At 61.6% G+C, this 20199-nt stretch carries 17 protein-coding genes, 1 other RNA gene and 1 pseudogene; 12 read left to right on the forward strand and 7 right to left on the reverse strand.

The genetic code is table 11. The features are described 5' to 3' along the window. Window positions 1–122 precede the first annotated feature (122 nt). On the forward strand, window positions 123–1796 hold the full coding sequence (gene recN, locus QOS90_RS25225; protein WP_027595041.1) for a DNA repair protein RecN: 1674 nt from the start codon (window positions 123–125) through the stop codon (window positions 1794–1796). 227 nt (window positions 1797–2023) lie between these two features. On the opposite strand, the gene fur is transcribed toward recN, so the two are convergent. Beyond that, entirely contained in the window at window positions 2024–2428 is a 405-nt protein-coding gene (fur, locus tag QOS90_RS25230) for a ferric iron uptake transcriptional regulator (protein ID WP_027595042.1), read from the reverse strand. A 97-nt stretch (window positions 2429–2525) separates the two neighbouring features. Between fur and bamE the strand changes: the two genes are divergently transcribed. Further along, complete coding sequence (bamE, locus tag QOS90_RS25235) at window positions 2526–3059, forward strand: outer membrane protein assembly factor BamE domain-containing protein (protein ID WP_027595043.1); 534 nt, start codon at window positions 2526–2528, stop codon at window positions 3057–3059. Between the two features lie 57 nt (window positions 3060–3116). On the opposite strand, the gene QOS90_RS25240 is transcribed toward bamE, so the two are convergent. Further along, window positions 3117–3551, reverse strand: coding sequence for a type II toxin-antitoxin system RatA family toxin (locus tag QOS90_RS25240; RefSeq protein WP_085274241.1), 435 nt, complete (start codon window positions 3549–3551; stop codon window positions 3117–3119). A 163-nt stretch (window positions 3552–3714) separates the two neighbouring features. Between QOS90_RS25240 and smpB the strand changes: the two genes are divergently transcribed. After that, window positions 3715–4197, forward strand: a complete 483-nt coding sequence (smpB, locus tag QOS90_RS25245) for an SsrA-binding protein SmpB (protein ID WP_012312633.1) — start codon at window positions 3715–3717, stop codon at window positions 4195–4197. A gap of 134 nt (window positions 4198–4331) precedes the next feature. Here the strand turns inward: smpB and QOS90_RS25250 are convergent, their stop codons facing one another. Then, window positions 4332–5099: an FCD domain-containing protein gene (locus tag QOS90_RS25250; protein WP_027595045.1), complete on the reverse strand. Its 768-nt coding sequence runs from the start codon at window positions 5097–5099 to the stop codon at window positions 4332–4334. 254 nt (window positions 5100–5353) lie between these two features. Here QOS90_RS25250 and QOS90_RS25255 point away from each other — a divergent pair, with 254 nt between their 5' ends. From QOS90_RS25255 to QOS90_RS25265, 3 genes are all read left to right on the forward strand, one after another. Then, the gene (locus QOS90_RS25255) at window positions 5354–7024 is read left to right on the forward strand and encodes a lactate permease LctP family transporter (RefSeq protein WP_085274242.1); all 1671 of its coding nucleotides are present in this window, start codon (window positions 5354–5356) and stop codon (window positions 7022–7024) included. 63 nt (window positions 7025–7087) lie between these two features. Next, window positions 7088–8233 carry an FMN-dependent L-lactate dehydrogenase LldD gene (gene lldD / locus QOS90_RS25260; RefSeq protein ID WP_027595047.1) on the forward strand — a complete coding sequence of 382 codons (1146 nt, stop codon included), beginning with the start codon at window positions 7088–7090 and terminating at the stop codon, window positions 8231–8233. A gap of 77 nt (window positions 8234–8310) precedes the next feature. Further along, window positions 8311–11121: an FAD-binding and (Fe-S)-binding domain-containing protein gene (locus QOS90_RS25265; protein ID WP_085274243.1), complete on the forward strand. Its 2811-nt coding sequence runs from the start codon at window positions 8311–8313 to the stop codon at window positions 11119–11121. A gap of 238 nt (window positions 11122–11359) precedes the next feature. On the opposite strand, the gene QOS90_RS25270 is transcribed toward QOS90_RS25265, so the two are convergent. Further along, complete coding sequence (locus QOS90_RS25270; RefSeq protein ID WP_085274244.1) at window positions 11360–11608, reverse strand: hypothetical protein; 249 nt, start codon at window positions 11606–11608, stop codon at window positions 11360–11362. Between the two features lie 421 nt (window positions 11609–12029). On the opposite strand from QOS90_RS25270, the gene QOS90_RS25275 reads away from it, so the two are divergent. After that, window positions 12030–12314: a PA2433 domain-containing protein gene (locus tag QOS90_RS25275; RefSeq protein ID WP_085274245.1), complete on the forward strand. Its 285-nt coding sequence runs from the start codon at window positions 12030–12032 to the stop codon at window positions 12312–12314. 97 nt (window positions 12315–12411) lie between these two features. Beyond that, window positions 12412–12803: a transfer-messenger RNA gene (gene ssrA, locus QOS90_RS25280) on the forward strand. Window positions 12804–13193: 390 nt separating this feature from the next. On the opposite strand, the pseudogene QOS90_RS25285 reads toward ssrA, so the two are convergent. Then, a pseudogene (locus tag QOS90_RS25285) lies at window positions 13194–13934 on the reverse strand (aminotransferase-like domain-containing protein); the annotation flags it as partial. A gap of 87 nt (window positions 13935–14021) precedes the next feature. Here QOS90_RS25285 and QOS90_RS25290 point away from each other — a divergent pair. After that, window positions 14022–14468 (forward strand): GNAT family N-acetyltransferase, encoded by a 447-nt coding sequence (locus QOS90_RS25290; RefSeq protein ID WP_085274247.1) that lies wholly within the window; start codon window positions 14022–14024, stop codon window positions 14466–14468. Then, window positions 14465–15085: an FMN-dependent NADH-azoreductase gene (locus tag QOS90_RS25295; RefSeq protein ID WP_085274248.1), complete on the forward strand. Its 621-nt coding sequence runs from the start codon at window positions 14465–14467 to the stop codon at window positions 15083–15085. The genes QOS90_RS25290 and QOS90_RS25295 overlap by 4 nt, the downstream gene beginning before the upstream one ends. Here the strand turns inward: QOS90_RS25295 and QOS90_RS25300 are convergent. Beyond that, entirely contained in the window at window positions 15063–16091 is a 1029-nt protein-coding gene (locus tag QOS90_RS25300) for an alpha/beta hydrolase family protein (RefSeq protein WP_256577541.1), read from the reverse strand. The two genes, QOS90_RS25295 and QOS90_RS25300, sit on opposite strands and share 23 nt — an antisense overlap. A 196-nt stretch (window positions 16092–16287) precedes the next feature. Here QOS90_RS25300 and QOS90_RS25305 point away from each other — a divergent pair, with 196 nt between their 5' ends. Both QOS90_RS25305 and QOS90_RS25310 read left to right on the forward strand, forming a co-directional pair. Continuing rightward, on the forward strand, window positions 16288–18087 hold the full coding sequence (locus QOS90_RS25305) for an ABC transporter ATP-binding protein (RefSeq protein WP_085274250.1): 1800 nt from the start codon (window positions 16288–16290) through the stop codon (window positions 18085–18087). Between the two features lie 134 nt (window positions 18088–18221). After that, entirely contained in the window at window positions 18222–19685 is a 1464-nt protein-coding gene (locus QOS90_RS25310) for an MFS transporter (protein WP_256577542.1), read from the forward strand. A 213-nt stretch (window positions 19686–19898) separates the two neighbouring features. Here QOS90_RS25310 and QOS90_RS25315 read toward each other — a convergent pair. Then, window positions 19899–20199 (reverse strand): transposase (locus QOS90_RS25315; protein WP_283600571.1); only part of this gene is annotated, 301 nt, incomplete at its 5' end.

Genomic DNA, 20199 nt, shown 5'->3' on the forward strand with positions numbered 1-20199 from the left:
AAAAACCAGCTTCAAGGGGCAGCGTGGTTTTCCGCGCCACATGAGAATCTGTGAGCGGGCATTGTCAGGGCGGAAAAAAGTACTGTATAAATAACCAGACCTGAACCTTCGGGAGCCGCCCCATGCTGGTGCACCTGTCCATTCACAACTACGCCATCGTCGAACACCTTGACCTCGAACTTGCCCGCGGCATGTCCGTCATCACCGGCGAGACCGGCGCAGGCAAATCGATCATGCTCGACGCCCTCGGCCTGGCCCTCGGCGACCGCGCAGACAGCGGCGTGGTGCGCCCCGGTGCAGACAAGGCAGACATCCTCGCCACCTTCGACCTGGCAGACATCCCCGAAGCCAGCACCTGGTTGGCCGAGCGTGACCTGGACAACGACGGCCCGTGCATCCTGCGCCGGGTGATCACCGCCGAAGGCCGCAGCCGTGGCTACATCAACGGCACGCCTTGCCCACTTAGCGACCTCAAATCGCTTGGCGAACTGCTGATCGACATCCACAGCCAGCACGAGCACCAGTCGCTGCTCAAAACCGACACCCATCGGCGCCTGCTGGACGAGTACGCCGGTGCCATCGACCTGGCCCGCCAGGTGCAATTGGCCGCCAAACGCTGGAACCAGACCCGCCTGGAGCTGGAGCGCCTGTCCAATTCCGGTGACGAGCAACGCGCCCGCCACCAACTGCTGAGCTATCAGCTCGAGGAGCTGGACAACCTCGGCCTGGGCGAAAACGAGCTGGTGCAGCTGGAGCAGGAACACAAAAACCTGACCAACGCCGAAGCCCTGTTCGGCATCTGTCGCCAGGTCATCGACCAGTGCAGCGAGAGCGACTCGGGCAATGTGCTCAGCGCCCTCACCTCCAGCCTCAATCGGCTGGGCGCCGCCACCAACTCACCCAAGGCGCTGGGCGAAGCCGCCAACCTGATTGCCAGCGCGCAGATTCAGGTCGAAGAAGCAGTGGGCGAGCTCAACCGCTTCCTCGATCACTTCGACGCCGACCCCATGCGCCTGCAGGCACTGGAAGAGCGCCTCGACACTATCTACACCCTGGCCCGCAAACACCGCGTGCACCCCACGGAACTGCCGCATCTGCAGCAGCGCTTGATGGAAGAGCTGGAAGGCTTGAACGCCAGCGACGAATCGATCGAGCGCCTGGGCGAAGAGCTGGCCGCCTATGCCCAGCACTATAAAGAGCGGGCTCGCGAGCTGAGCGCCTTGCGCCAGCAGGCCGCGCAACAGTTGGCGGTCGCCGTCGAGCAAGAAGTCCAACGCCTGGGTATGCCGGGTGGTCGCTTCTGCATCGAGCTTACCCCCAACGAAGGCAACGACCTGTCGCCCCACGGCCTCGAGCAAATCGAACTGCTGGTGAGCGCCAACCCCGGCCAGCCACTCAAAGGCCTGGCCAAGGTCGCGTCGGGTGGCGAGCTGTCACGCATCAGCCTGGCGATCCAGGTGATCACTGCACAGACCTCGCGTATCCCCACCCTGGTGTTTGACGAAGTCGACGTCGGCATCGGCGGCCCTACTGCGGAGATCGTCGGCCAACTGCTGCGCCGGCTGGGTGACCGCGGCCAGGTACTGACCGTAACCCACCTGCCGCAGGTCGCGGCACAAGGGCATCACCACCTGTTCGTGCACAAGGTGCGCCACAGCGACACCACCCACACAGCGGTGGCCAGCCTGGGTAAACGCGAACGGGTCGAAGAAGTGGCGCGCATGCTGGGCGGCATCGACCTGACCAAGGAATCCCTGGCACATGCACGCAAGATGGTAGTCAGCGGCAAGGCTTAGTGACCGGACTATGCATTAGCTGCTTAATGACTGACCTATGCGTTACCTGCTTAATGACTGGCCTACGCATTACCTGTAGGAGCAGCCTTGTGCTGCGAAAAGGCCAATGGCAGCAGCACAGTCCTACTGTGTTTTCACCGGCCTCTTCGCAGCACAAGGCTGCTCCTACCCCAAAAGCACAAAGGCGACCCGAAGGTCGCCTTTGCTATTTATAACGATCGAAATCGTTACTTTTTCTTACGCACATAGAGGACCAGGTTGTGGTCCACCAGCTCGTAGCCATGCTCGGCCACGATCTCGCGCTGACGCCGCTCGATTTCAGCATCCATGAACTCGATGACTTCACCGTTCTCCACGTTGACCATGTGGTCGTGGTGACCGCCATCCGCCAGTTCGAAGACCGCATGACCGCCGTCGAAGTTGTGGCGAACCACCAGACCCGCCGCTTCGAACTGGGTCAGCACGCGGTAGACGGTGGCCAGGCCGACGTCCTCACCAGCTTCCATCAAGGCCTTGTAGACATCCTCGGCACTCATGTGACGCTGCTCGGTAGAATCGAGCATCTGAAGGATCTTTACTCGAGGCAGGGTAACCTTGAGACCGGCTTTGCGTAATTCGCTATTTTCAACCATGGTCAGCTTTCTCGCCGATGCTGCTTCGCAGCTTCTCTTAATACGGGTATGATCGGGGTTTACGTTGTCCAGCCAAGATAGTGGAAGTCGCCCACCGATGCAAAACACCAAGCTCTTGCTAACCAGCCTCACCCTAGTGGGACTGCTCGCACTCGCCGGTTGCTCGTTTCCCGGGGTTTACAAAATCGACATCCAGCAGGGCAATGTCGTCACGCAGGACATGATAGACCAATTACGCCCGGGAATGACCCGACGGCAAGTAAGGTTTATCATGGGCAACCCCCTGATTCAGGACACGTTCAACACCAACCGTTGGGATTACCTGTACAGCCTGCAGCCTGGTGGCGGAAAACGCCAGCAAGAGCGCATGAGCATTTTCTTCAACGAAAGCGACCAGTTGGTCAGCCTGTCTGGCGACTTCATGCCAGGTGTGAGCCGCGACCAGGAAATCCTCGGTGGCAGCAGCGACACCACGGTCAGCCCGGCAACCCAGCCAGAGCAGGCCACGCCGCAGCCTGAAGAGAAACCGGCCAAACCCGGTTCGGTGGAAGAATCCATCCAGCGCGAGATCGACACCATCGAGACCACCCCGGTCCCGACGCCGGCACCGCTGGAAACCTCCCCGCAGTAAGCGCGGCGGTCATCAAAAAGCCCGGGCCTTGGCCCGGGCTTTTTTGTGCGCCACTACTCAGCTATTGAGCTGCTTGGCGCGCTGGCAGAAGGCATCTACCAAGGTGTTGGCGGCCTGGTTGAACAGCGGCCCCAACGTCGCCCGCACCAACGGCCCGGCATAATCGAAGGACAAGTCCAGGCTGATCTTGCAGGCCTTCTCGCCCAGCGGCTTGAACACCCACACACCGTGCAGCTGGGAGAACGGCCCCTCTTCCAGGTTCATTTCGATGGACTGCCCAGGCACCAGCACATTGTGCGTGACGAAATGCTGGCTCATGCCACCTTTGGCAACCTCCAGCTTGGCGCGCATGTGCGTGTCACTGGCCTCGATGACCGTCGATGCCGAGCACCACGGCAGAAATTGCGGGTAGCTGGCCACGTCATTGACCAGATCGTAAAGCGCCTGGGCGGGATACGGCAGCAGGGCGGAGCGTTGAATATGGGTAGTCATCCAGGCGTCACTTCCAAGGCTGGGTGGCGGCGCTTCGCAGCGTGCCAAAAGCAGGTTCTGTACCTACGACAGGGCCTGTATTGTCCGGTATTCATTGCGGTGGCTCAAGCACACCGAAATCCCATAGCCGACCACGCATCGAGTTGCCTATAATGCCGCCCCTATGGCTAAACAAAAGAAACATCCGACCGGGACCATCGCGCAAAACAAGAAAGCGCGACACGATTACTTCATCGAACACAAGTTCGAGGCCGGGCTGGTCCTGTCCGGTTGGGAAGTAAAGAGCCTGCGGGCCGGCAAGGCGCACCTGACCGACAGCTACGTGCTGCTCAAGGATGGCGAAGCCTGGCTGTTCGGCAGCCACATCACCCCGCTGACCACGGCCAGCACCCACGTCATCGCCGACCCTATCCGCTCACGCAAGCTGCTGCTGAACAAGCGCGAGCTCGAGCGGGTGGAAGCGGCCGTGGCGCAGAAAGGCTACACCTGTGTGGCCTTGGCGCTGTACTGGAGCAAGCACCTGATCAAGTGCGAGATCGCGCTTGGCAAGGGCAAGAAGGAATTCGACAAGCGCGATACCGTGCGCGAACGCGATTCCAACCGCGAGCTGCAGCGTGCCGTGCGTAACAAGGGCAAGGAAGACTAGATCTTCTTTAGCCTGTGAAGGCCTCTTCGCGGGGCAAGCCCGCTCCCACAGTTAACCCACTGCCTTCAAATTCGGTGGGTTACCTGTGGGAGCGGGCTTGCCCCGCGAAGAGGCCCGTGCTGCAAACGCAAACCTCAGCGCCCGCTGCGCCGCTCCGCCCGCGCCACGCGCTGGGCCTCTTCGTGCGCCTCCTCCAGCACCTCCTGCACATACAAAATGTGCCGGCTGGAAACCTCCCGCGCCTCCTCCGCCCTGCCCTCGACAATCGCCAGGTACAACTCCCGGTGCTGACTGATCAGCATGTCCCGGGTTTCGGTCCGCTGCTGATACATGCCGCCGATATTGGTCACCACGTTCCGCTTTAGCAGGTCAAACAAGCCGCGGATGGTATGCAGCAAAACCGCGTTATGGCTGGCCTCGGCTATCGCCAAATGGAAGCGCGCATCGGCCGCGCCCTCCTCTGCCCGGGTCACTTCGTCAACGCGGGTGTAGCAGTCCTGCAGCGTGTCAAAAGCCTCTTTCAGCCGTGCACGGTCAGGCTCAGTGGCGCGCTGGGCCGCGTAATACGCGCAGGACGCCTCAAGGGTATGGCGAAATTCGAGCAGGTCGCGCTGCGCTTCAGGGCTGTGCTCAAGCAGCTGCAACAGCGGGTCGCTGAACGTCGACCCCAGCGATTCGGCAACAAAGTTGCCACCGCCCTGGCGGCTGATCAGCAGCCCCTTGGCCACCAGCTTCTGAATCGCCTCACGCAGTGACGGGCGCGACACACCGAACTGTTCGGCCAGAACGCGCTCAGCCGGCAAGCGCTGGCCCGAGGTCAGCGTGCCTTCGAGAATCATCCCTTCCAACCGATCGACGATGTCGTCGGACAGGCGCCGTTGGCGGACCTGATCAAAAACCATCACATGCTCTCCACAAACCCCCGGCAAATTTCAGGGGGCCCTATTCTCGCCGATCCGCGCCGCGCACACACCCATCACCCTGGGTTTTTCCAAGGCCATCAGACGCCCACTCATCGGCACGCGACCAAAGTTTTGTGTCGGACAAATTGACACACCCACGACAGCGCTTTTAACCTAGTGCCCAGACATTGTAAATTGGTATTACCAATTATCCAATGCCAGTGCTGACCAACAACAATTAGGGGCCACCCCATATGCAAACCTGGCAACAACTCTATAGCCCGCTTGGTAGTCTTGGCCTGTCCGCGCTGGCGGCGGTCATCCCTATCGTGTTCTTCTTCCTCGCCCTCGCCGTGTTCCGCCTCAAAGGCCACGTCGCCGGCAGCATCACCCTCGCGCTGTCGATCCTGGTGGCGATCTTCGCCTTCCAGATGCCTGTCGACATGGCCTTGGCCGCCGCGGGTTATGGCTTCCTCTACGGCCTCTGGCCGATTGCCTGGATCATCGTTGCCGCGGTGTTCCTGTACAAACTCACGGTCAAGAGCGGCCAGTTCGAAGTGATCCGCAGCTCGGTGCTGTCGATCACCGACGATCAGCGCCTGCAAGTGCTGCTGATCGGTTTCTGCTTCGGTGCCTTCCTCGAAGGCGCGGCCGGCTTCGGCGCCCCGGTGGCCATCACTGCCGCACTGCTGGTGGGCCTGGGCTTCAACCCGCTGTACGCCGCCGGCCTGTGCCTGATCGCCAACACCGCGCCGGTCGCCTTCGGCGCGCTGGGCATCCCGATCATCGTGGCCGGCCAGGTCACCGGCATCGACGCCTTCCACATTGGCGCCATGACCGGCCGCCAACTGCCGCTGCTGTCATTGTTCGTGCCGTTCTGGCTGGTGTTCATGATGGACGGCCTGCGCGGCGTGAAAGAAACCTGGCCCGCCGCCCTGGTCGCCGGCCTGAGCTTCGCCGTTACCCAGTACTTCACCTCGAACTTCATCGGCCCAGAGCTGCCGGACATCACCTCGGCCCTGGCCAGCCTGATCTGCCTGACCCTGTTCCTCAAAGTCTGGCAGCCCAAGCGTTCGTTCGCACAAGCCAAGGGCAGCGTCGGTGCCGCCGTCGTGCAATCCGGCGGCAGCCAGCCAAGCCCTTACAGCTTCGGTGAGATCTTCAAAGCCTGGTCGCCGTTCCTGATCCTCACCGTGCTAGTAACCATCTGGACCTTGAAGCCATTCAAGGCCGCATTCGCGCCAGGCGGTGCGATGTACAACTTCGTGTTCAACTTCGCCATCCCGCACCTTGACCAACTGGTGATCAAGACCGCGCCGATCGTTGCCGCGCCGACCGCCATGCCAGCGGTGTTCAAGCTCGACCCGATCTCCGCCACCGGCACCGCGATCTTCCTCTCGGCGCTGATCTCCATGGCAGTGCTCAAGATCAACTTCAAAACTGGTCTGACCACTTTCAAAGAGACGTTCTGGGAACTGCGCTGGCCCATCCTGTCGATCGGCATGGTGCTGGCCTTCGCCTTCGTCACCAACTACTCGGGCATGTCCTCGACCATGGCCCTGGTCCTGGCCGGCACCGGCGCCGCGTTCCCGTTCTTCTCGCCGTTCCTCGGCTGGCTGGGCGTGTTCCTGACAGGCTCGGACACCTCGTCCAACGCCCTGTTCAGCTCGCTGCAAGCCACCACCGCACACCAGATCGGGGTCAACGACACCCTGCTGGTGGCCGCCAACACCAGCGGCGGCGTGACCGGCAAGATGATCTCGCCACAATCCATCGCCGTGGCCTGCGCCGCCACCGGCCTGGTGGGCAAGGAATCCGACCTGTTCCGCTTCACCGTCAAGCACAGCCTGTTCTTCGCCACCATCGTGGGCCTGATCACCCTGATCCAGGCTTACTGGCTGACCGGCATGCTGGTTCATCACTAAAGTGAAAGGGGCCGGGCGCCACGCTTCGCCCGGCAATCCCCTCAAGCAACGCTGCGAGAATCCATGATCATTTCCGCCTCTACCGACTATCGCGCCGCGGCCCAACGCAAGCTGCCCCCCTTCCTCTTCCACTACGCCGACGGCGGCGCTTACGCCGAGCACACGTTGCGCCACAACGTCTCGGACCTGGCCAGCATCGCCCTGCGCCAGCGCGTGTTGAAGAACATGTCCGAGCTCAGCCTGGAAACCCAGCTGTTCGACGAAACCCTGAGCATGCCCGTGGCCCTGGCCCCGGTCGGCCTGACCGGCATGTACGCCCGCCGTGGCGAAGTCCAGGCCGCGCGCGCCGCCGCGGCCCACGGCATTCCGTTCACCATGTCGACGGTGTCGGTGTGCCCGATCGAGGAAGTCGCCCCGGCCATCAACCGGCCGATGTGGTTCCAGCTGTACGTGCTCAAGGACCGCGGCTTCATGCGCAATGCGCTGGAGCGGGCCAAGGCAGCCGGGGTCAAGACCCTGGTGTTCACCGTCGACATGCCCGTACCCGGCGCCCGCTACCGCGACGCCCACTCCGGCATGAGCGGCAAAAACGGGCCGATGCGCCGCGTGCTGCAAGCCATGACCCACCCTGAATGGGCGTGGGACGTCGGCGTGATGGGCCGCCCGCACGACCTCGGCAACATCTCCAAATACCGTGGCAACCCCACGGGCCTTGCCGACTACATCGGCTGGCTGGGCAACAACTTCGACCCGTCGATCTCCTGGAAAGACCTGGAGTGGATCCGCGACTTCTGGGAAGGCCCGATGATCATCAAGGGCATCCTGGATGCCGACGATGCCCGCGACGCGGTCAAGTTCGGTGCCGACGGCATCGTCGTGTCCAACCACGGCGGCCGCCAGCTCGACGGTGTGTTGTCCAGCGCCCGCGCCCTGCCGGCGATCGCCGACGCGGTGAAAGGCGACCTGAAGATTCTCGCCGACTCCGGCATCCGCAGCGGCCTCGACGTGGTGCGCATGATCGCCATGGGCGCCGACACCGTGCTGATCGGCCGCGCCTTCCTCTGGGCCCTCGCCGTGCATGGCGAAGCCGGGGTGAAGAACCTGCTCGAACTGTTCGAGAAGGAAATGCGCGTGGCCATGGTGCTGACCGGTGCCAAGTCGATCAGCGAAATCACCCGCGACTCGTTGGTCCGCGAACTGGGCGCCTGAACGCGCCCCCACGAAACACCGCCTGATTGACCGGGGCATACGGCGCACCAGACGCCGTGGCCCCGCGAGGAGATTGCATGAGCCTGCCCGCTGCGTTCCTGCGTGATGTCGAGCGCCTGATACCTGCCGAACGCCGTTTCGATGACCCGACCTCCACCCTAGCCTTTGGCACCGATGCCAGCTTCTATCGGCTGATCCCCAAGCTGGTGGTGCGCGTCGAATCTGAAGACGAAGTGGTCGGCCTGCTGCAGCTGGCCCAGCGCGAGCGCGTGCCGGTGACCTTCCGCGCTGCCGGCACCAGCCTGTCCGGGCAGGCCATCAGCGACTCGGTACTGATTGTGCTCGGCGACAACTGGAACGGCCGCGAGATCCGCGGCCAGGGTGAGCAGATCCGCCTGCAGCCCGGCGTCATCGGCGCCCAGGCCAACGCCTGGCTGGCCCCCTATGGCCGCAAGATCGGCCCAGACCCCGCCTCGATCAACGCCTGCAAAATCGGCGGCATCGTCGCCAACAACGCCAGCGGCATGTGCTGCGGCACTGCGCAAAATACCTATCACACCCTGGCCGGCCTGCGCTTGGTACTGGCCGACGGCACCCGCCTGGACAGCGAAGACCCGGCCAGCGTCGCGGCCTTCGAGCACAGCCATGCCGACCTGCTGGAAGCCCTGGCCCGCCTGGGCCGCGAAACCCGCGCCAACACCGAGCTGGCAGACCGCATCCGCCACAAGTACCGGCTGAAGAACACCACCGGCCTGTCGCTCAATGCGCTGGTGGACTACGACCAGCCACTCGATATCCTGCAGCACTTGCTGGTCGGGTCTGAAGGTACGCTGGGCTTCATCAGCGCCGTCACCTACGACACCGTGCCCGACCACCCACACAAGGCCAGCGCCTTACTGGTGTTCCCCAGCGTCGAGAGCTGCTGCCGCGCGGTAACCGTGCTCAAGCGCCAGCCCGTTTCCGCCGTCGAACTGCTCGACCGCCGCAGCCTGCGCTCGGTGCAAAACATGCCCGGCATGCCCCTGTGGGTAAAAGGCCTGTCAGACAATGCCTGCGCGCTGCTGATCGAATCCCGCGCCGCCAGCCAGACGCTGCTGCACGAACAACTGCACCACGTGATGGCGTCGATTGCCGGCTACCCCCTGGAGCAAAAGGTCGAGTTCAGCGAAGACCCAGCGGTGTACAACCAGCTGTGGAAAATCCGCAAAGACACCTTCCCCGCCGTCGGCGCCGTGCGCCAGACCGGCACCACAGTGATCATCGAAGACGTCACCTTCCCCGTCGAGCAACTGGCCGAGGGCGTCAACCGCCTGATCCAGCTGTTCGACAAACACCACTACGACGAGGCGATCATTTTCGGCCATGCCCTGGAGGGCAACCTGCACTTCGTCTTCACCCAGGGCTTCAACAGCGCCGAAGAAGTCGCGCGTTACCAAGCCTTCATGGACGACGTAGCACAGCTGGTGGCCGTGGAGTTCGGTGGCTCGCTGAAGGCCGAGCACGGCACCGGGCGCAACATGGCGCCGTTCGTGGAACTGGAGTGGGGCCATGATGCCTACCAGTTGATGTGGGCACTCAAACGCCTGCTCGACCCCAACGGCATCCTCAACCCCGACGTAGTGTTGAGCATCGATCCAGACATCCACCTGAAAAACCTCAAGCCCCTGCCGGCTGCCGACGAAATCGTCGACAAGTGCATCGAGTGCGGCTTCTGCGAGCCCGTGTGCCCCTCCAAAGGCCTGACCCTCAGCCCACGCCAGCGCATCGTCATGTGGCGTGATATCCAGGCCAAGAAACGCGCCGGCCTCGATACCCGCGAACTGCTCAAGACTTACCAATACCAAGGCCTCGACACCTGCGCCGCCACCGGCCTCTGCGCCCAGCGCTGCCCGGTCGGCATCAACACCGGCGAGCTGGTGAAGAAGCTGCGCAGCCAGGCCGCCGAGCACGAAAAAACCGCCGACTGGCTGGCCGACCATTTCCACACGGCCTTGAGTGGCGCCCGCCTCACCCTCACCGCCGCCAACACCGCCCGCAAACTGCTCGGCGCCCCACGCCTAAGCCGCCTGACCGCATCGCTGAGCAACGCCAGCAAGGGCCGACTGCCCCAGTGGACGCCCGCCATGCCCCAGCCGCTGCGCGCCATCGACTTCGGCCCAGCGAGCAACGACGCCCGCCCACGCGTCGTGTACCTGGCCGCCTGCGTCTCGCGCGTGATGGGCCCCGCCTATGCCGACCGCGAACAAAGCTCGCTGCTGGACAAGACCCGCGCCCTGCTGGAAAAGGCCGGTTACCAAGTCGTGTTCCCCGACAACGCCGACAGCCTCTGCTGCGGCCAGCCGTTCGCCTCCAAAGGTTACCCAGAGCAGGCCGAGCACAAGCGCCAGGAACTGATCAACGCCCTGCTGCACGCCAGCCGCGGCGGCCTCGACCCGATCTACTGCGACACCAGCCCGTGCACCCTGCGCCTGGTGCAAGACCTGGGCGACACCCGCCTGGACCTGTACGACCCCGTGCGCTTCATCCGCACCCACCTGCTGGACAAACTGGAGTTCACCCCCCAGGACGAGCCGGTGGCCGTGCACGTGACCTGCAGCACCCAGCACCTGGGCGAAAGCCAAGCGCTGATTGACCTGGCGCGGCGTTGCAGCAACCAGGTGGTGATCCCGGAAGGTATTCACTGCTGCGGGTTTGCCGGTGACAAAGGCTTCACCACGCCGGAGCTCAATGCCCACGCGCTGCGCAGCCTGAAGGATGCGGTGCAGTATTGCAGCGAAGGCATTTCCACCAGCCGCACCTGCGAAATCGGGTTGTCGAGCCACAGCGGCATCGACTATCACGGCCTTGTGTACCTGGTAGACCGCGTCACCCGCCCGCGTGTTATCTGAGGCCTAGCATCGGCTAGGGGGGTGTGTGGTGTGTGGTGTGTTCGCCAAGGCGTTTTCAGCGCCTGTGAGATCGAGCGCCGCGCGGGCGGCGCTCGATCGCACAGGCGCCAAAAATGCCCTGCTCATCTACTCCCACCCCAGAGCTAACACTGCCCTCGAAAGCTGCACGCCCCCCTGTAGGAGCTGGCTTGCCTGCGATGGGTCGCGCAGCGACCCCACTGGCCTCAACTGACTAACATCACGGCTCGCGCGCCAACACCAGCTCAGCCAACGCCCTACTCATCTGCACGTTATGCACCGAATTCACCAGCATGCCGATCCCCGGCTCACCGGCATTGCCGCAAATGTATTCGTCCAACGTGTCTTCAATCCCGCGCATCAGCTGAATGGCGTACAGCAACGCCTCCGGTGAAGGGACCTTGTTGTCGATGGTATAGAACGGACGTGGCGACGTTTGGCTGGGTGGATCAGGAACAATCTTCTTCATATTTCTCTCTCGTTTGATTGCATGAGGCCCCACCCATTCCCTCTCACAGGAATAGGTGGCAGCTGTACGCGGGGTGAGAGACCGGCCAAACAAGGAGGAAAACCGGCCAGGCACAAGGCCTGCCCGCGCACAGCTACCATGACGGTAAATCTCTTGAATGGAACGGGCTCTCACACCCGGTCGCCAAACCTCAGCGACCCAGGGAAACTAGCCCCAACGCCCATCATCGACAACAGAGAAACCGCTGCAGCGCCAGTAGGATAATTCCCAAACCCATCCACCACGAAGCATTTAGTTTCAAGTTCAGAATCCCCCTACAGCCGCATCATATCGCCCTGCCAGCATCCCGATTGAACCCACGCCAAATCTGCGCAGTCCACTTAACAGGCCCACCTTCCAGAGGCCTTAGAAGGAGACACCCATGAAAGGTACCGCGCTATCGGCCCTGTTCGCGGCCGCCACCTTGTTGGCATCGCCGGTGTTTGCCGCCGACGACCTCTGCACCACCAACCTGCAAAAGATCGATGACAGCATGGCCACTGCAGGCGCCACCTCCGAAGGCCTGGACAAAGCCCTGACCGAGCACGTCGACAAAGCCAAGGCCGCGCAGGCCTCGGGCGACACCAAAGAATGCATCGCCATCACCAGCAAAGTGCTGGAGCGCCTGGAAAAAACCGAAAAAGGCAGCGGCGGCAGCGGTTCGTGACCTCTGGTGCGGGCGACCGGACCAGTTGTCGACGTCGCCCGCGCAATGGCGTATACTCGCCTCACGTGCCGTAAGGTGCGTTAGCTAGAGCTAGTGTGGGGCCGATTAGGATTCGACGCCGGTAGCGAAACTCTAGGTGCATGCCGAGTTGGTAACAGAACTCGTAAATCCACTGTTGCAACTTTCTATAGTTGCCAATGACGAAAACTACGAGGGTTACGCTCTCGCTGCGTAAGCAGCTGAGCCCGCTCTCCTGGTAGCTTCGGCTCCAGCAATCATCAGGGGATGCCTGTAAACCCGAAATGATTGTCATACAGAACAGGATCGTCGTGTAGCACGTTGGGGGCAAAGCGACTAAAACTTACCCAACTCATCCAAAGCACCCTGCCCGTCGGGCGGCTGCGGATTAAATCAGTAGACACGGCTAAGCATGTAGTACCGACAGCGGAGTACTGGCGGACGGGGGTTCAAATCCCCCCGGCTCCACCAAATCCTAAGAAGAAGACGCCCTCGGGCGTCTTTTTTTGTGTCTGGACTTCAGAGAACACATTGCTTCAAAGGCTTTGTAAGTTCTCAGGCCTTCGGAGATCCTCCGAAGCACCTCAGCTAGCACGACATAGGCTGTCGCCCCCCGCTGCCATCCTGGCTGCACTTCCTAATCATTGGGTGCAGCCATGCCAATAGATACCCCGCCCTTTACCCTCTTCTGCCAGCACTGCTCATGGAAGAAGACCTTCCTGCCACGCAGTGACGTGCTGGTACTGAACCACGACTGGTTCACCCACTGCCCCACTTGCAATACCCCTTTGCCCCATCGTCGCGCAGCTACGCCCAAGGAAGTGCTCAAAACACGACTGGAACAATTCCTGGCGCTGCACGGCTGACCACGGCGAAGCGTGCGTCGGGGGCTCGGGCAATGCCTTGCGCGACGTCGAGCCCGTCTTCATCCACGGGAACCGGCACCAACTGTGCGCCAGCCTCCAGCAGGGCATTCCTGGCCATGAAATACCCTGGCTCTTCCATCCAGCACCCATCGCCTTGGCGCATTAACGTGTGGCTGATGAGGTCGAGGCACGCACGATAGCCTGCACACACGAACACCTGCTCCGGGTGGCAGGTAATGCCCCGTGAAATGCCCAGGTAGGTGGCGATGGCCGCGCGCAACGGGGCATGCCCTCGTGGGTCGGGGTAGACCAGCCCTTCAAGGCCTGCCTGGCGCAGCTGGCGGCCTGCCAGTCTTGTCCAGAGTTTGCGGGGGAAGGCATCCAGCGCCGGTAGGCCCATCTGCAGGGCTAACGGCTGCGCCCCAGCATGGGTGGGCTGATACGCCGTCGAGGCGAACGGGGCGTGGCGCGTGAGTGAGGACATGGGTGGCAGTTGCGGTGTGACCACCGTGCCGGCGGCGCCGCGCGCGGTCAGGTAGCCCTCCCCCATCAGCAACTGATAAGCCGCTTCGACCGTACCGCGGGCCAGATTGAGCTCTGCCGCCAACGCGCGTACCGCCGGCACTCGGTCACCCGGGCGCAAGCGCCCATCGGCAATGGACTCACGAAAGCGCAGATACAGCTGACGGTAGATCGGCACTGACTGGCCGCGATCCAGCTTGATAGGAAGCATCATGGCCCAGTCATTTATGTATTTTATGGCCCTGCAGCTTAAGCCATTGCCGCACTAAGGTCAGCTATCACTCTACAGCGGACAATGGTCATGAATTACACACTGCAACACCTCGAAGACCTGGAAGCCTTTCAGGCCAGTTTTGACCTGATGCGGGTACTGCGGCCGCACCTCACCCAACTGGATGCCTATGTCGATCAATTGGCTCGGCAGACTGGGCAGGGTTACCGTTTGCTGGCCGCCTGGGACGGTGAACAGATCGTCGGCTTGGCCGGTTATCGCGAGCTGGAAAACCTGCTCTACGGGCGCTTCCTCTACGTGGACGATTTGGTGGTACGGCCTGATGTTCAGCGCAGCAGCCTGGGTACCTGGCTGTTGAGCGCTGTTCGGGATGAGGCCGTACGGCGCGGTTGCGCCCACTTTGTGCTGGACACTGGGCTGCATATGCCGTTGGCCCAACGCTTCTATTTCCGTCAGGGGCTGCTGGCTCACGGCATGCACTTCACACAGAACCTTCAAACAGAGAACCCAGCATGAACAATGTGCTCTTGATCAATGCCAGCCCGCATGGCCACGTGTCCCATGCCAATCAGTTGGCAGTCGAGTTAGTGGCAACGCTGCGCCATCGGTATCCGCGGCTTGAACTGGTCGAACGCGACCTGGGCCGGTACCCGCTGCCACCGCTCGACATGGACTATGCCCATGCCCTGGCGACCCCCACGCCGTTCGACTCTCCGGTGTTCGAGCACTCAGAAGCGCTGATCGGCGAGTTGGAGCGCTGCGATATCCTGTTCATTGCCACCCCGATGCACAACTTCACGCTGCCCGCCGCGCTCAAGCTCTGGGTCGATTACGTCCTACGTATTCACCGGACATTCCGCTCAACCCCTGAAGGCAAAATCGGCCTTCTGAAACAGCGTCCGGTGTACGTGTTGGTGGGCTCAGGTGGTTTTCACCAGGGTGAGTCAGCGCGGCAACCGGACTTTCTGACGCCTTACCTGCACCAGGTACTGAATACCCTCGGGCTGCTCCATCCGCACTTCACCTACCTGCAGGGCTTGGTATTCGGTGATGAGGCCGTGCGCTCAACGCTTGAAGCTAGCCGTGCTCGGCTGGCACAGGAGCCTCTGTTCAAAGACCTGCTGGGCGCTTGATCCAGTCACTGATGAACGCCAACGTGCCGGGCGCATAGGCGTGACGCCCAAGCGCCACGAACAGATACTGCTTCCATATGGGCCATTGCGAGACCAACTGATAATTGAATAGCTCAGCCCTTAACAAGCTGTGCGTGGCGTTGGGGACTAGGACAACTTGCCTTCCACTGGCACCAGAAAATAACGCCTTGTAGACGTTCGAGTCTTCGGCCGCATTGACATTCACATCCTGCGCGCCCCAAACCGCCAGCACCGGCCCTTTCATGGTTTTCAATGCTGGCGTCACGTCTTCGTTGTAATTTTTGAGAACGAAATTGAAGCGGTCACGGTCCATCTTGGCAAAAGCATCAGGGGCGTTTTGTTCATTGGGATGGCCGAATACTTTGTCGTTCTTTTCGTACTCCTCCCGCACCTTCACTTCAACTTCAGCTGGCGTGCGTCCCTCGCCCGCCAATCGCAACCCGGTGTAGTACATGCCTTGGCGTCGCCAATTAACCGCCCCGCCGATAATTACCGAGAAGTCAGGGTCCCCTTCACTGGCGGCCCGCGGTATCACCCAGCCACCTTGAGAGAACCCCAGAAAACCAACACTACGCCCAGCTACACGAGGCTCTTTACGCACACGTGCAAGTGCGGCCAGCGCTTCAGTAGCGCGGTCTGACATCGACTGGTTGAGCCAATTGCCGCCGCTCTCCCCTATGCCCTGCTTGTCCCAGGTAAACACACCCACTCCTGCGTCGAGCAGGCTATTGATTAGCGGTAAATACCCACGGGATGCGAAGCGGTCCATAGGGCCGTCACCGTGAATGAGCAGCACGACAGATTGCACATCCATCGGCAGTACCAACGTTCCGACCACGTCCACTTCACCCGAGCGAAACTTCAACGTAGAGACTTGTGCATCGTTGAGTTCAAAGTCAGCTACGTTCTGAACAACAAACACGGCCAGCCCCAGCAGCATCGACAGGCCACCTGCCAAAGCCAGCATCCCTGATTTTCTTCGCACGCCAATCCCTCCTTGTACCGGCGCAAGCAGCCCGGCTCATCCCATTGCGATTTATAGACTAAGCACTTAGTCTAGAATACGCTCGCACAGAGTGAAGCGTCCAGGGCGCCGCAGCGGCCTCGGCACAGGGAAATCGATACAAGGAACGCTCACCGAGGGTGAGCAACCATTCAGCGCCTACAGGGCCGGAACAAAAATGACTGAACATGGCACAGCAAAAGCCGACAGCTACAATGACCTTGCCGCCAAGCATGTCTCGGCAAGCCGGATCATCGCGCTGTTCGTTCCCTATAAGATGCAAATCGCGCGGGTCATCTGCCTGATCCTGGTGTGTTCCGCGATCGGCATGGCGTCCCCTTTTCTGCTGCGGGCGATCATTGACGAGGCGTTACCTGACGCCAACATGCGCCTGCTGGTGTACCTCGCGGGTGGGCTGATTGGCGTTGCCGCGCTAACGGCAGGGCTGAATACGTTGCAGATTGTCATGTCGACGAAAATCGGCCAGTCGATCATGCATGACCTGCGCGTGAGGCTTTACTCACACCTGCAATCGCTCTCGCTGTCGTTCTTCACAGCAACACGCTCTGGCGAAATCCAGTCACGCATCGCCAGCGATATCGGTGGCCTGCAAACGCTCGTTACCCACACAGCCAACGAGTTGGCGCGGAACTTCAGCATCGTGGTAATGACCACCATCGCCATGTTTCTACTCGACTGGCGGCTTGCGCTGTTTTCGATGGTTGCGGTGCCGATCTCCATCCTGCTGAGCGACCGCGTCGGCAAGCTGCGGGAGAGCATTACCCACGAACAACAGGTCCGCCTTGGCGATATGTCTGCAGCGGTTCAAGAGTCGCTGTCGATTTCGGGTGTGATCCTGGCGCGTACCCTTGGGCGCGCAGCACACTTGACCCAACGCTTCACGCGTACCTCGAAAGAAGTCGCAAGCCTGGAGGTCCGCTCCCACACTGCAGGCGAGTGGCAATGGCAATTGATCCTGCTGATGTTGTCGATGTTCCCGGCCCTCACGCTGTTGCTGGGCGGCCTGCTGCTGAACGCCGGGGTTCCGGCAACTATCGGCACCCTGGTGGCGATGATCGCTTTGCAGGAGCAGTTGCTCTGGCCACTGGAAGGGCTGCTGGAGATCGGCCGCGAAATGCGCACCACCCGCGCCTTGTTCACCCGTGTTTTCCAGTACCTCGACCAGCCCGTGGAGATCACCGAAAAACCCGATGCCATCACGTTGGACCGGCTACACATGCAAGGCGCAGTGCAACTGAAAAACGTCAGCTTCTCTTACCCTGCCAACCTGCAACCGACGCTGACTGATGTCTCAATCGATATTCCTGCCGGCTCCAGTGTCGCCATCGTAGGTTCGACAGGGTCGGGCAAGACCACGCTGGGTTATCTGCTGGCGCGTCTTTACGATGTCTCGGCCGGTGAAATCCGCTATGACGGCGTGGATGTGCGGACGCTGAGTTTTGAAACGGTGACCGATCTGCTGGGTGTCGTTACACAAGAACCGTATCTGCTGTACGCCTCGGTGGCGGAAAACCTTCGCTTCGCAAAACCAGACGCCACCGATGAAGAGTTGATCGCCGCTGCCAAGATTGCGCAGATCCACGACAGCCTGTCGGCACTACCCCAAGGGTATGACACGCTGGTTGGCGATCGCGGATACCGGTTCTCAGGGGGTGAAAAACAGCGCCTTGCGCTCGCGCGCACCATCTTGCGCAACCCTCCGATCCTGCTGCTCGATGAAGCGACCAGTGCGTTGGACACAAAAACCGAACGCGCCATGGAAGTTGCCCTGGCGGCCCTGTCAAAAGGCCGAACCACCATCACCATTGCACACCGCCTGTCCACCATCCGCCATGCTGACCAGATCGTCGTTCTGCAGCATGGCCGCGTTGTTGAATGCGGCACGCACACTGAGCTGGAGAGCCTCAACGGTGTTTATGCGGGGCTCATCGCCAACATGAATTCAAATGCCGCTTGACCTCAGCTTAACCTGAGGTTTTATAAGGGTGGTCGGTTTGCCTTCGCAAACCCTACTCGCAATGGCGGGTGAACTTACGAAGTGGAGCCGACATGAACAAGCATCACGCCTCACCTGATTCAGGTTCGCAACCCATGCCAGAACAGCGCACGCCTGTGGATAACCGCCCGGCCAGTGCAGGCTGGGCTGCCCTGCTGTCAGGCGCCAATGGCGTGCGCTCGCTCGCCTTGGCTGGGGGCGTCGTGCTGCATGCGATCAACGTCTACATTGCCACCACGATCCTGCCTTCAGTGGTCAGGGACATCGGCGGTATCGACTATTACGCGTGGAATACCACGCTGTTCGTCGCCGCCTCAATCCTCGGTTCGGCACTGTCGGCGCGGTTGCTTGGCGGTGCGGGGCCGCGAGGCGCCTACATCATCGCCACACTGGTGTTTGCCAGCGGCGCGCTGCTGTGTGCGTTTGCCCCATCGATGCCGATCATGTTGGCCGGCCGCCTGGTTCAGGGGCTCGGCGGAGGGTTTTTGTTCGCTCTCTCCTACGCCATGATCCGGCTGGTTTTCGATGAAGCGTTATGGCCGCGGGCAATGGCGCTGGTTTCGGGCATGTGGGGGGTGGCGACGTTAGTCGGCCCGGCAGTCGGCGGTATTTTCGCCGAGCTCGGCGCCTGGCGCGCCGCGTTCTGGTCACTTATCCCGGTCGCCGTGTTGTTCGCACTGCTGGCGGCCGTTGTGCTGCCCAAGCGCACCGATGAACGCGTTGGCCGCGCGCCGCTGCCACTGGCCCAATTGCTGTTTTTGACGTTGGCAGTGCTGGCCGTTTCGGCCGGCAGTGTCTTGCCTGGCTTGCTCTGGAACATCGCCGGGCTTGGCGCCGCCGTTCTCTTCACCGCGCTGCTGATGGGCACGGAAAGCCGCTCACGCCATAAGCTGCTGCCGACAGGTGCTTTCAGCGTCACGTCTGCGTTGGGCGCACTGTATGCGACGATGTCGCTGCTGGCCGTCGCCGTGACCAGTGGCGAGATTTTCGTGCCGCTGTTCCTTCAGGTGCTTCACCATCAATCCCCCCTCGCCGCCGGCTATCTTGCCGCGCTCATGGCTGCCGGGTGGACCCTCGGCTCGCTTGCCAGTGCTGGGGCGAGTGACAACGGCGTCAGGCGCGCCATCCTCGCCGGCCCGCTCCTTGGGTTGGCCGGCATGGTGACGCTTGCCGTGCTGATTCGAGCCGAGAGTGCAGGTGGCTGGCTGACGATCACGCCCATCTGCCTGGCCCTGGTTGCCATCGGGTTGGGGGTGGGCCTGGCTTGGCCGCACCTGCTGACCCGCGTGTTTCAGGTCGCATCGGCTGGCGAGCAGGGCTTGGCTGCAGCGTCCATCACAACCGTGCAACTGTTTGCCACAGCACTCGGTGCGGCGCTGGCCGGCATGGTGGCAAACCTTGCCGGGCTGACGGACCCAGGCGGTATCGAGGGTACGGCCAGCGCTGCGAGTTGGCTGTTTGGCGTGTTCGCGTTGGCGCCCCTGTTGGCCTTGTTTGCGGCCCAACGCGTGGTCCGGCTGCACGCCCAATCCATCGGGCAACCGGCCTGCACTCGCTAGGCTCTGTACCAAAAGTTTTGTGGGAGCGGGCTTGCCCCGCGATGGAGTGCGAAGCGCTCCTGTGCCCGATATCAATTAGCGTCAAAGTCGCCGCGAATTCAGGCTTTGCTGCCGCGTTGCGGCAGATCGCGGGGCAAGCCCGCTCCCACAACGATGGATGACCCTACTTTTCGAACAAAACCTAGTGTGGTGTTTCAGAAATACCACTGAAAATCATCTGCCCAGCGCTCGTGCCGCGCGAGCGACTGAGGCAAGGATGTCCTCGGCCTTCTTGTGCCACCGAAATGGCTTCGGATTCTGGTTGTAGGTTTCCAGGTAGTGCTCAATCGACGCCTCCAGATCCTTAACGCTGACATGTGCCTGCCGCTTGATCCACTTCTCGCTCAGCGTTGAGAAAAACCTCTCAACCAAATTCAGCCAGGATGCCGAGGTGGGCGTGAAGTGGATGTGGTAGCGCGGTCGCGCCGCAAGCCACGCCCTGACCTTGTCAGTCTTGTGAGTCGCATAGTTATCC

The organism is Pseudomonas sp. LAIL14HWK12:I10, from assembly GCF_900184205.1.
GTDB lineage: Bacteria > Pseudomonadota > Gammaproteobacteria > Pseudomonadales > Pseudomonadaceae > Aquipseudomonas > Aquipseudomonas kermanshahensis.

Coding starts and splice junctions, on each gene's coding strand:
- QOS90_RS25255 (WP_085274242.1), top strand. CDS start 5,354: ATGCAAACCTGGCAACAACTCTATAGCCCGCTTGGTAGTCTTGGCCTG.
- QOS90_RS25250 (WP_027595045.1), bottom strand. CDS start 5,099: ATGGTTTTTGATCAGGTCCGCCAACGGCGCCTGTCCGACGACATCGTC.
- QOS90_RS25265 (WP_085274243.1), top strand. CDS start 8,311: ATGAGCCTGCCCGCTGCGTTCCTGCGTGATGTCGAGCGCCTGATACCT.
- fur (WP_027595042.1), bottom strand. CDS start 2,428: ATGGTTGAAAATAGCGAATTACGCAAAGCCGGTCTCAAGGTTACCCTG.
- QOS90_RS25290 (WP_085274247.1), top strand. CDS start 14,022: ATGAATTACACACTGCAACACCTCGAAGACCTGGAAGCCTTTCAGGCC.
- smpB (WP_012312633.1), top strand. CDS start 3,715: ATGGCTAAACAAAAGAAACATCCGACCGGGACCATCGCGCAAAACAAG.
- QOS90_RS25295 (WP_085274248.1), top strand. CDS start 14,465: ATGAACAATGTGCTCTTGATCAATGCCAGCCCGCATGGCCACGTGTCC.
- QOS90_RS25270 (WP_085274244.1), bottom strand. CDS start 11,608: ATGAAGAAGATTGTTCCTGATCCACCCAGCCAAACGTCGCCACGTCCG.
- bamE (WP_027595043.1), top strand. CDS start 2,526: ATGCAAAACACCAAGCTCTTGCTAACCAGCCTCACCCTAGTGGGACTG.
- QOS90_RS25305 (WP_085274250.1), top strand. CDS start 16,288: ATGACTGAACATGGCACAGCAAAAGCCGACAGCTACAATGACCTTGCC.
- QOS90_RS25310 (WP_256577542.1), top strand. CDS start 18,222: ATGCCAGAACAGCGCACGCCTGTGGATAACCGCCCGGCCAGTGCAGGC.
- recN (WP_027595041.1), top strand. CDS start 123: ATGCTGGTGCACCTGTCCATTCACAACTACGCCATCGTCGAACACCTT.
- QOS90_RS25240 (WP_085274241.1), bottom strand. CDS start 3,551: ATGACTACCCATATTCAACGCTCCGCCCTGCTGCCGTATCCCGCCCAG.
- lldD (WP_027595047.1), top strand. CDS start 7,088: ATGATCATTTCCGCCTCTACCGACTATCGCGCCGCGGCCCAACGCAAG.
- QOS90_RS25275 (WP_085274245.1), top strand. CDS start 12,030: ATGAAAGGTACCGCGCTATCGGCCCTGTTCGCGGCCGCCACCTTGTTG.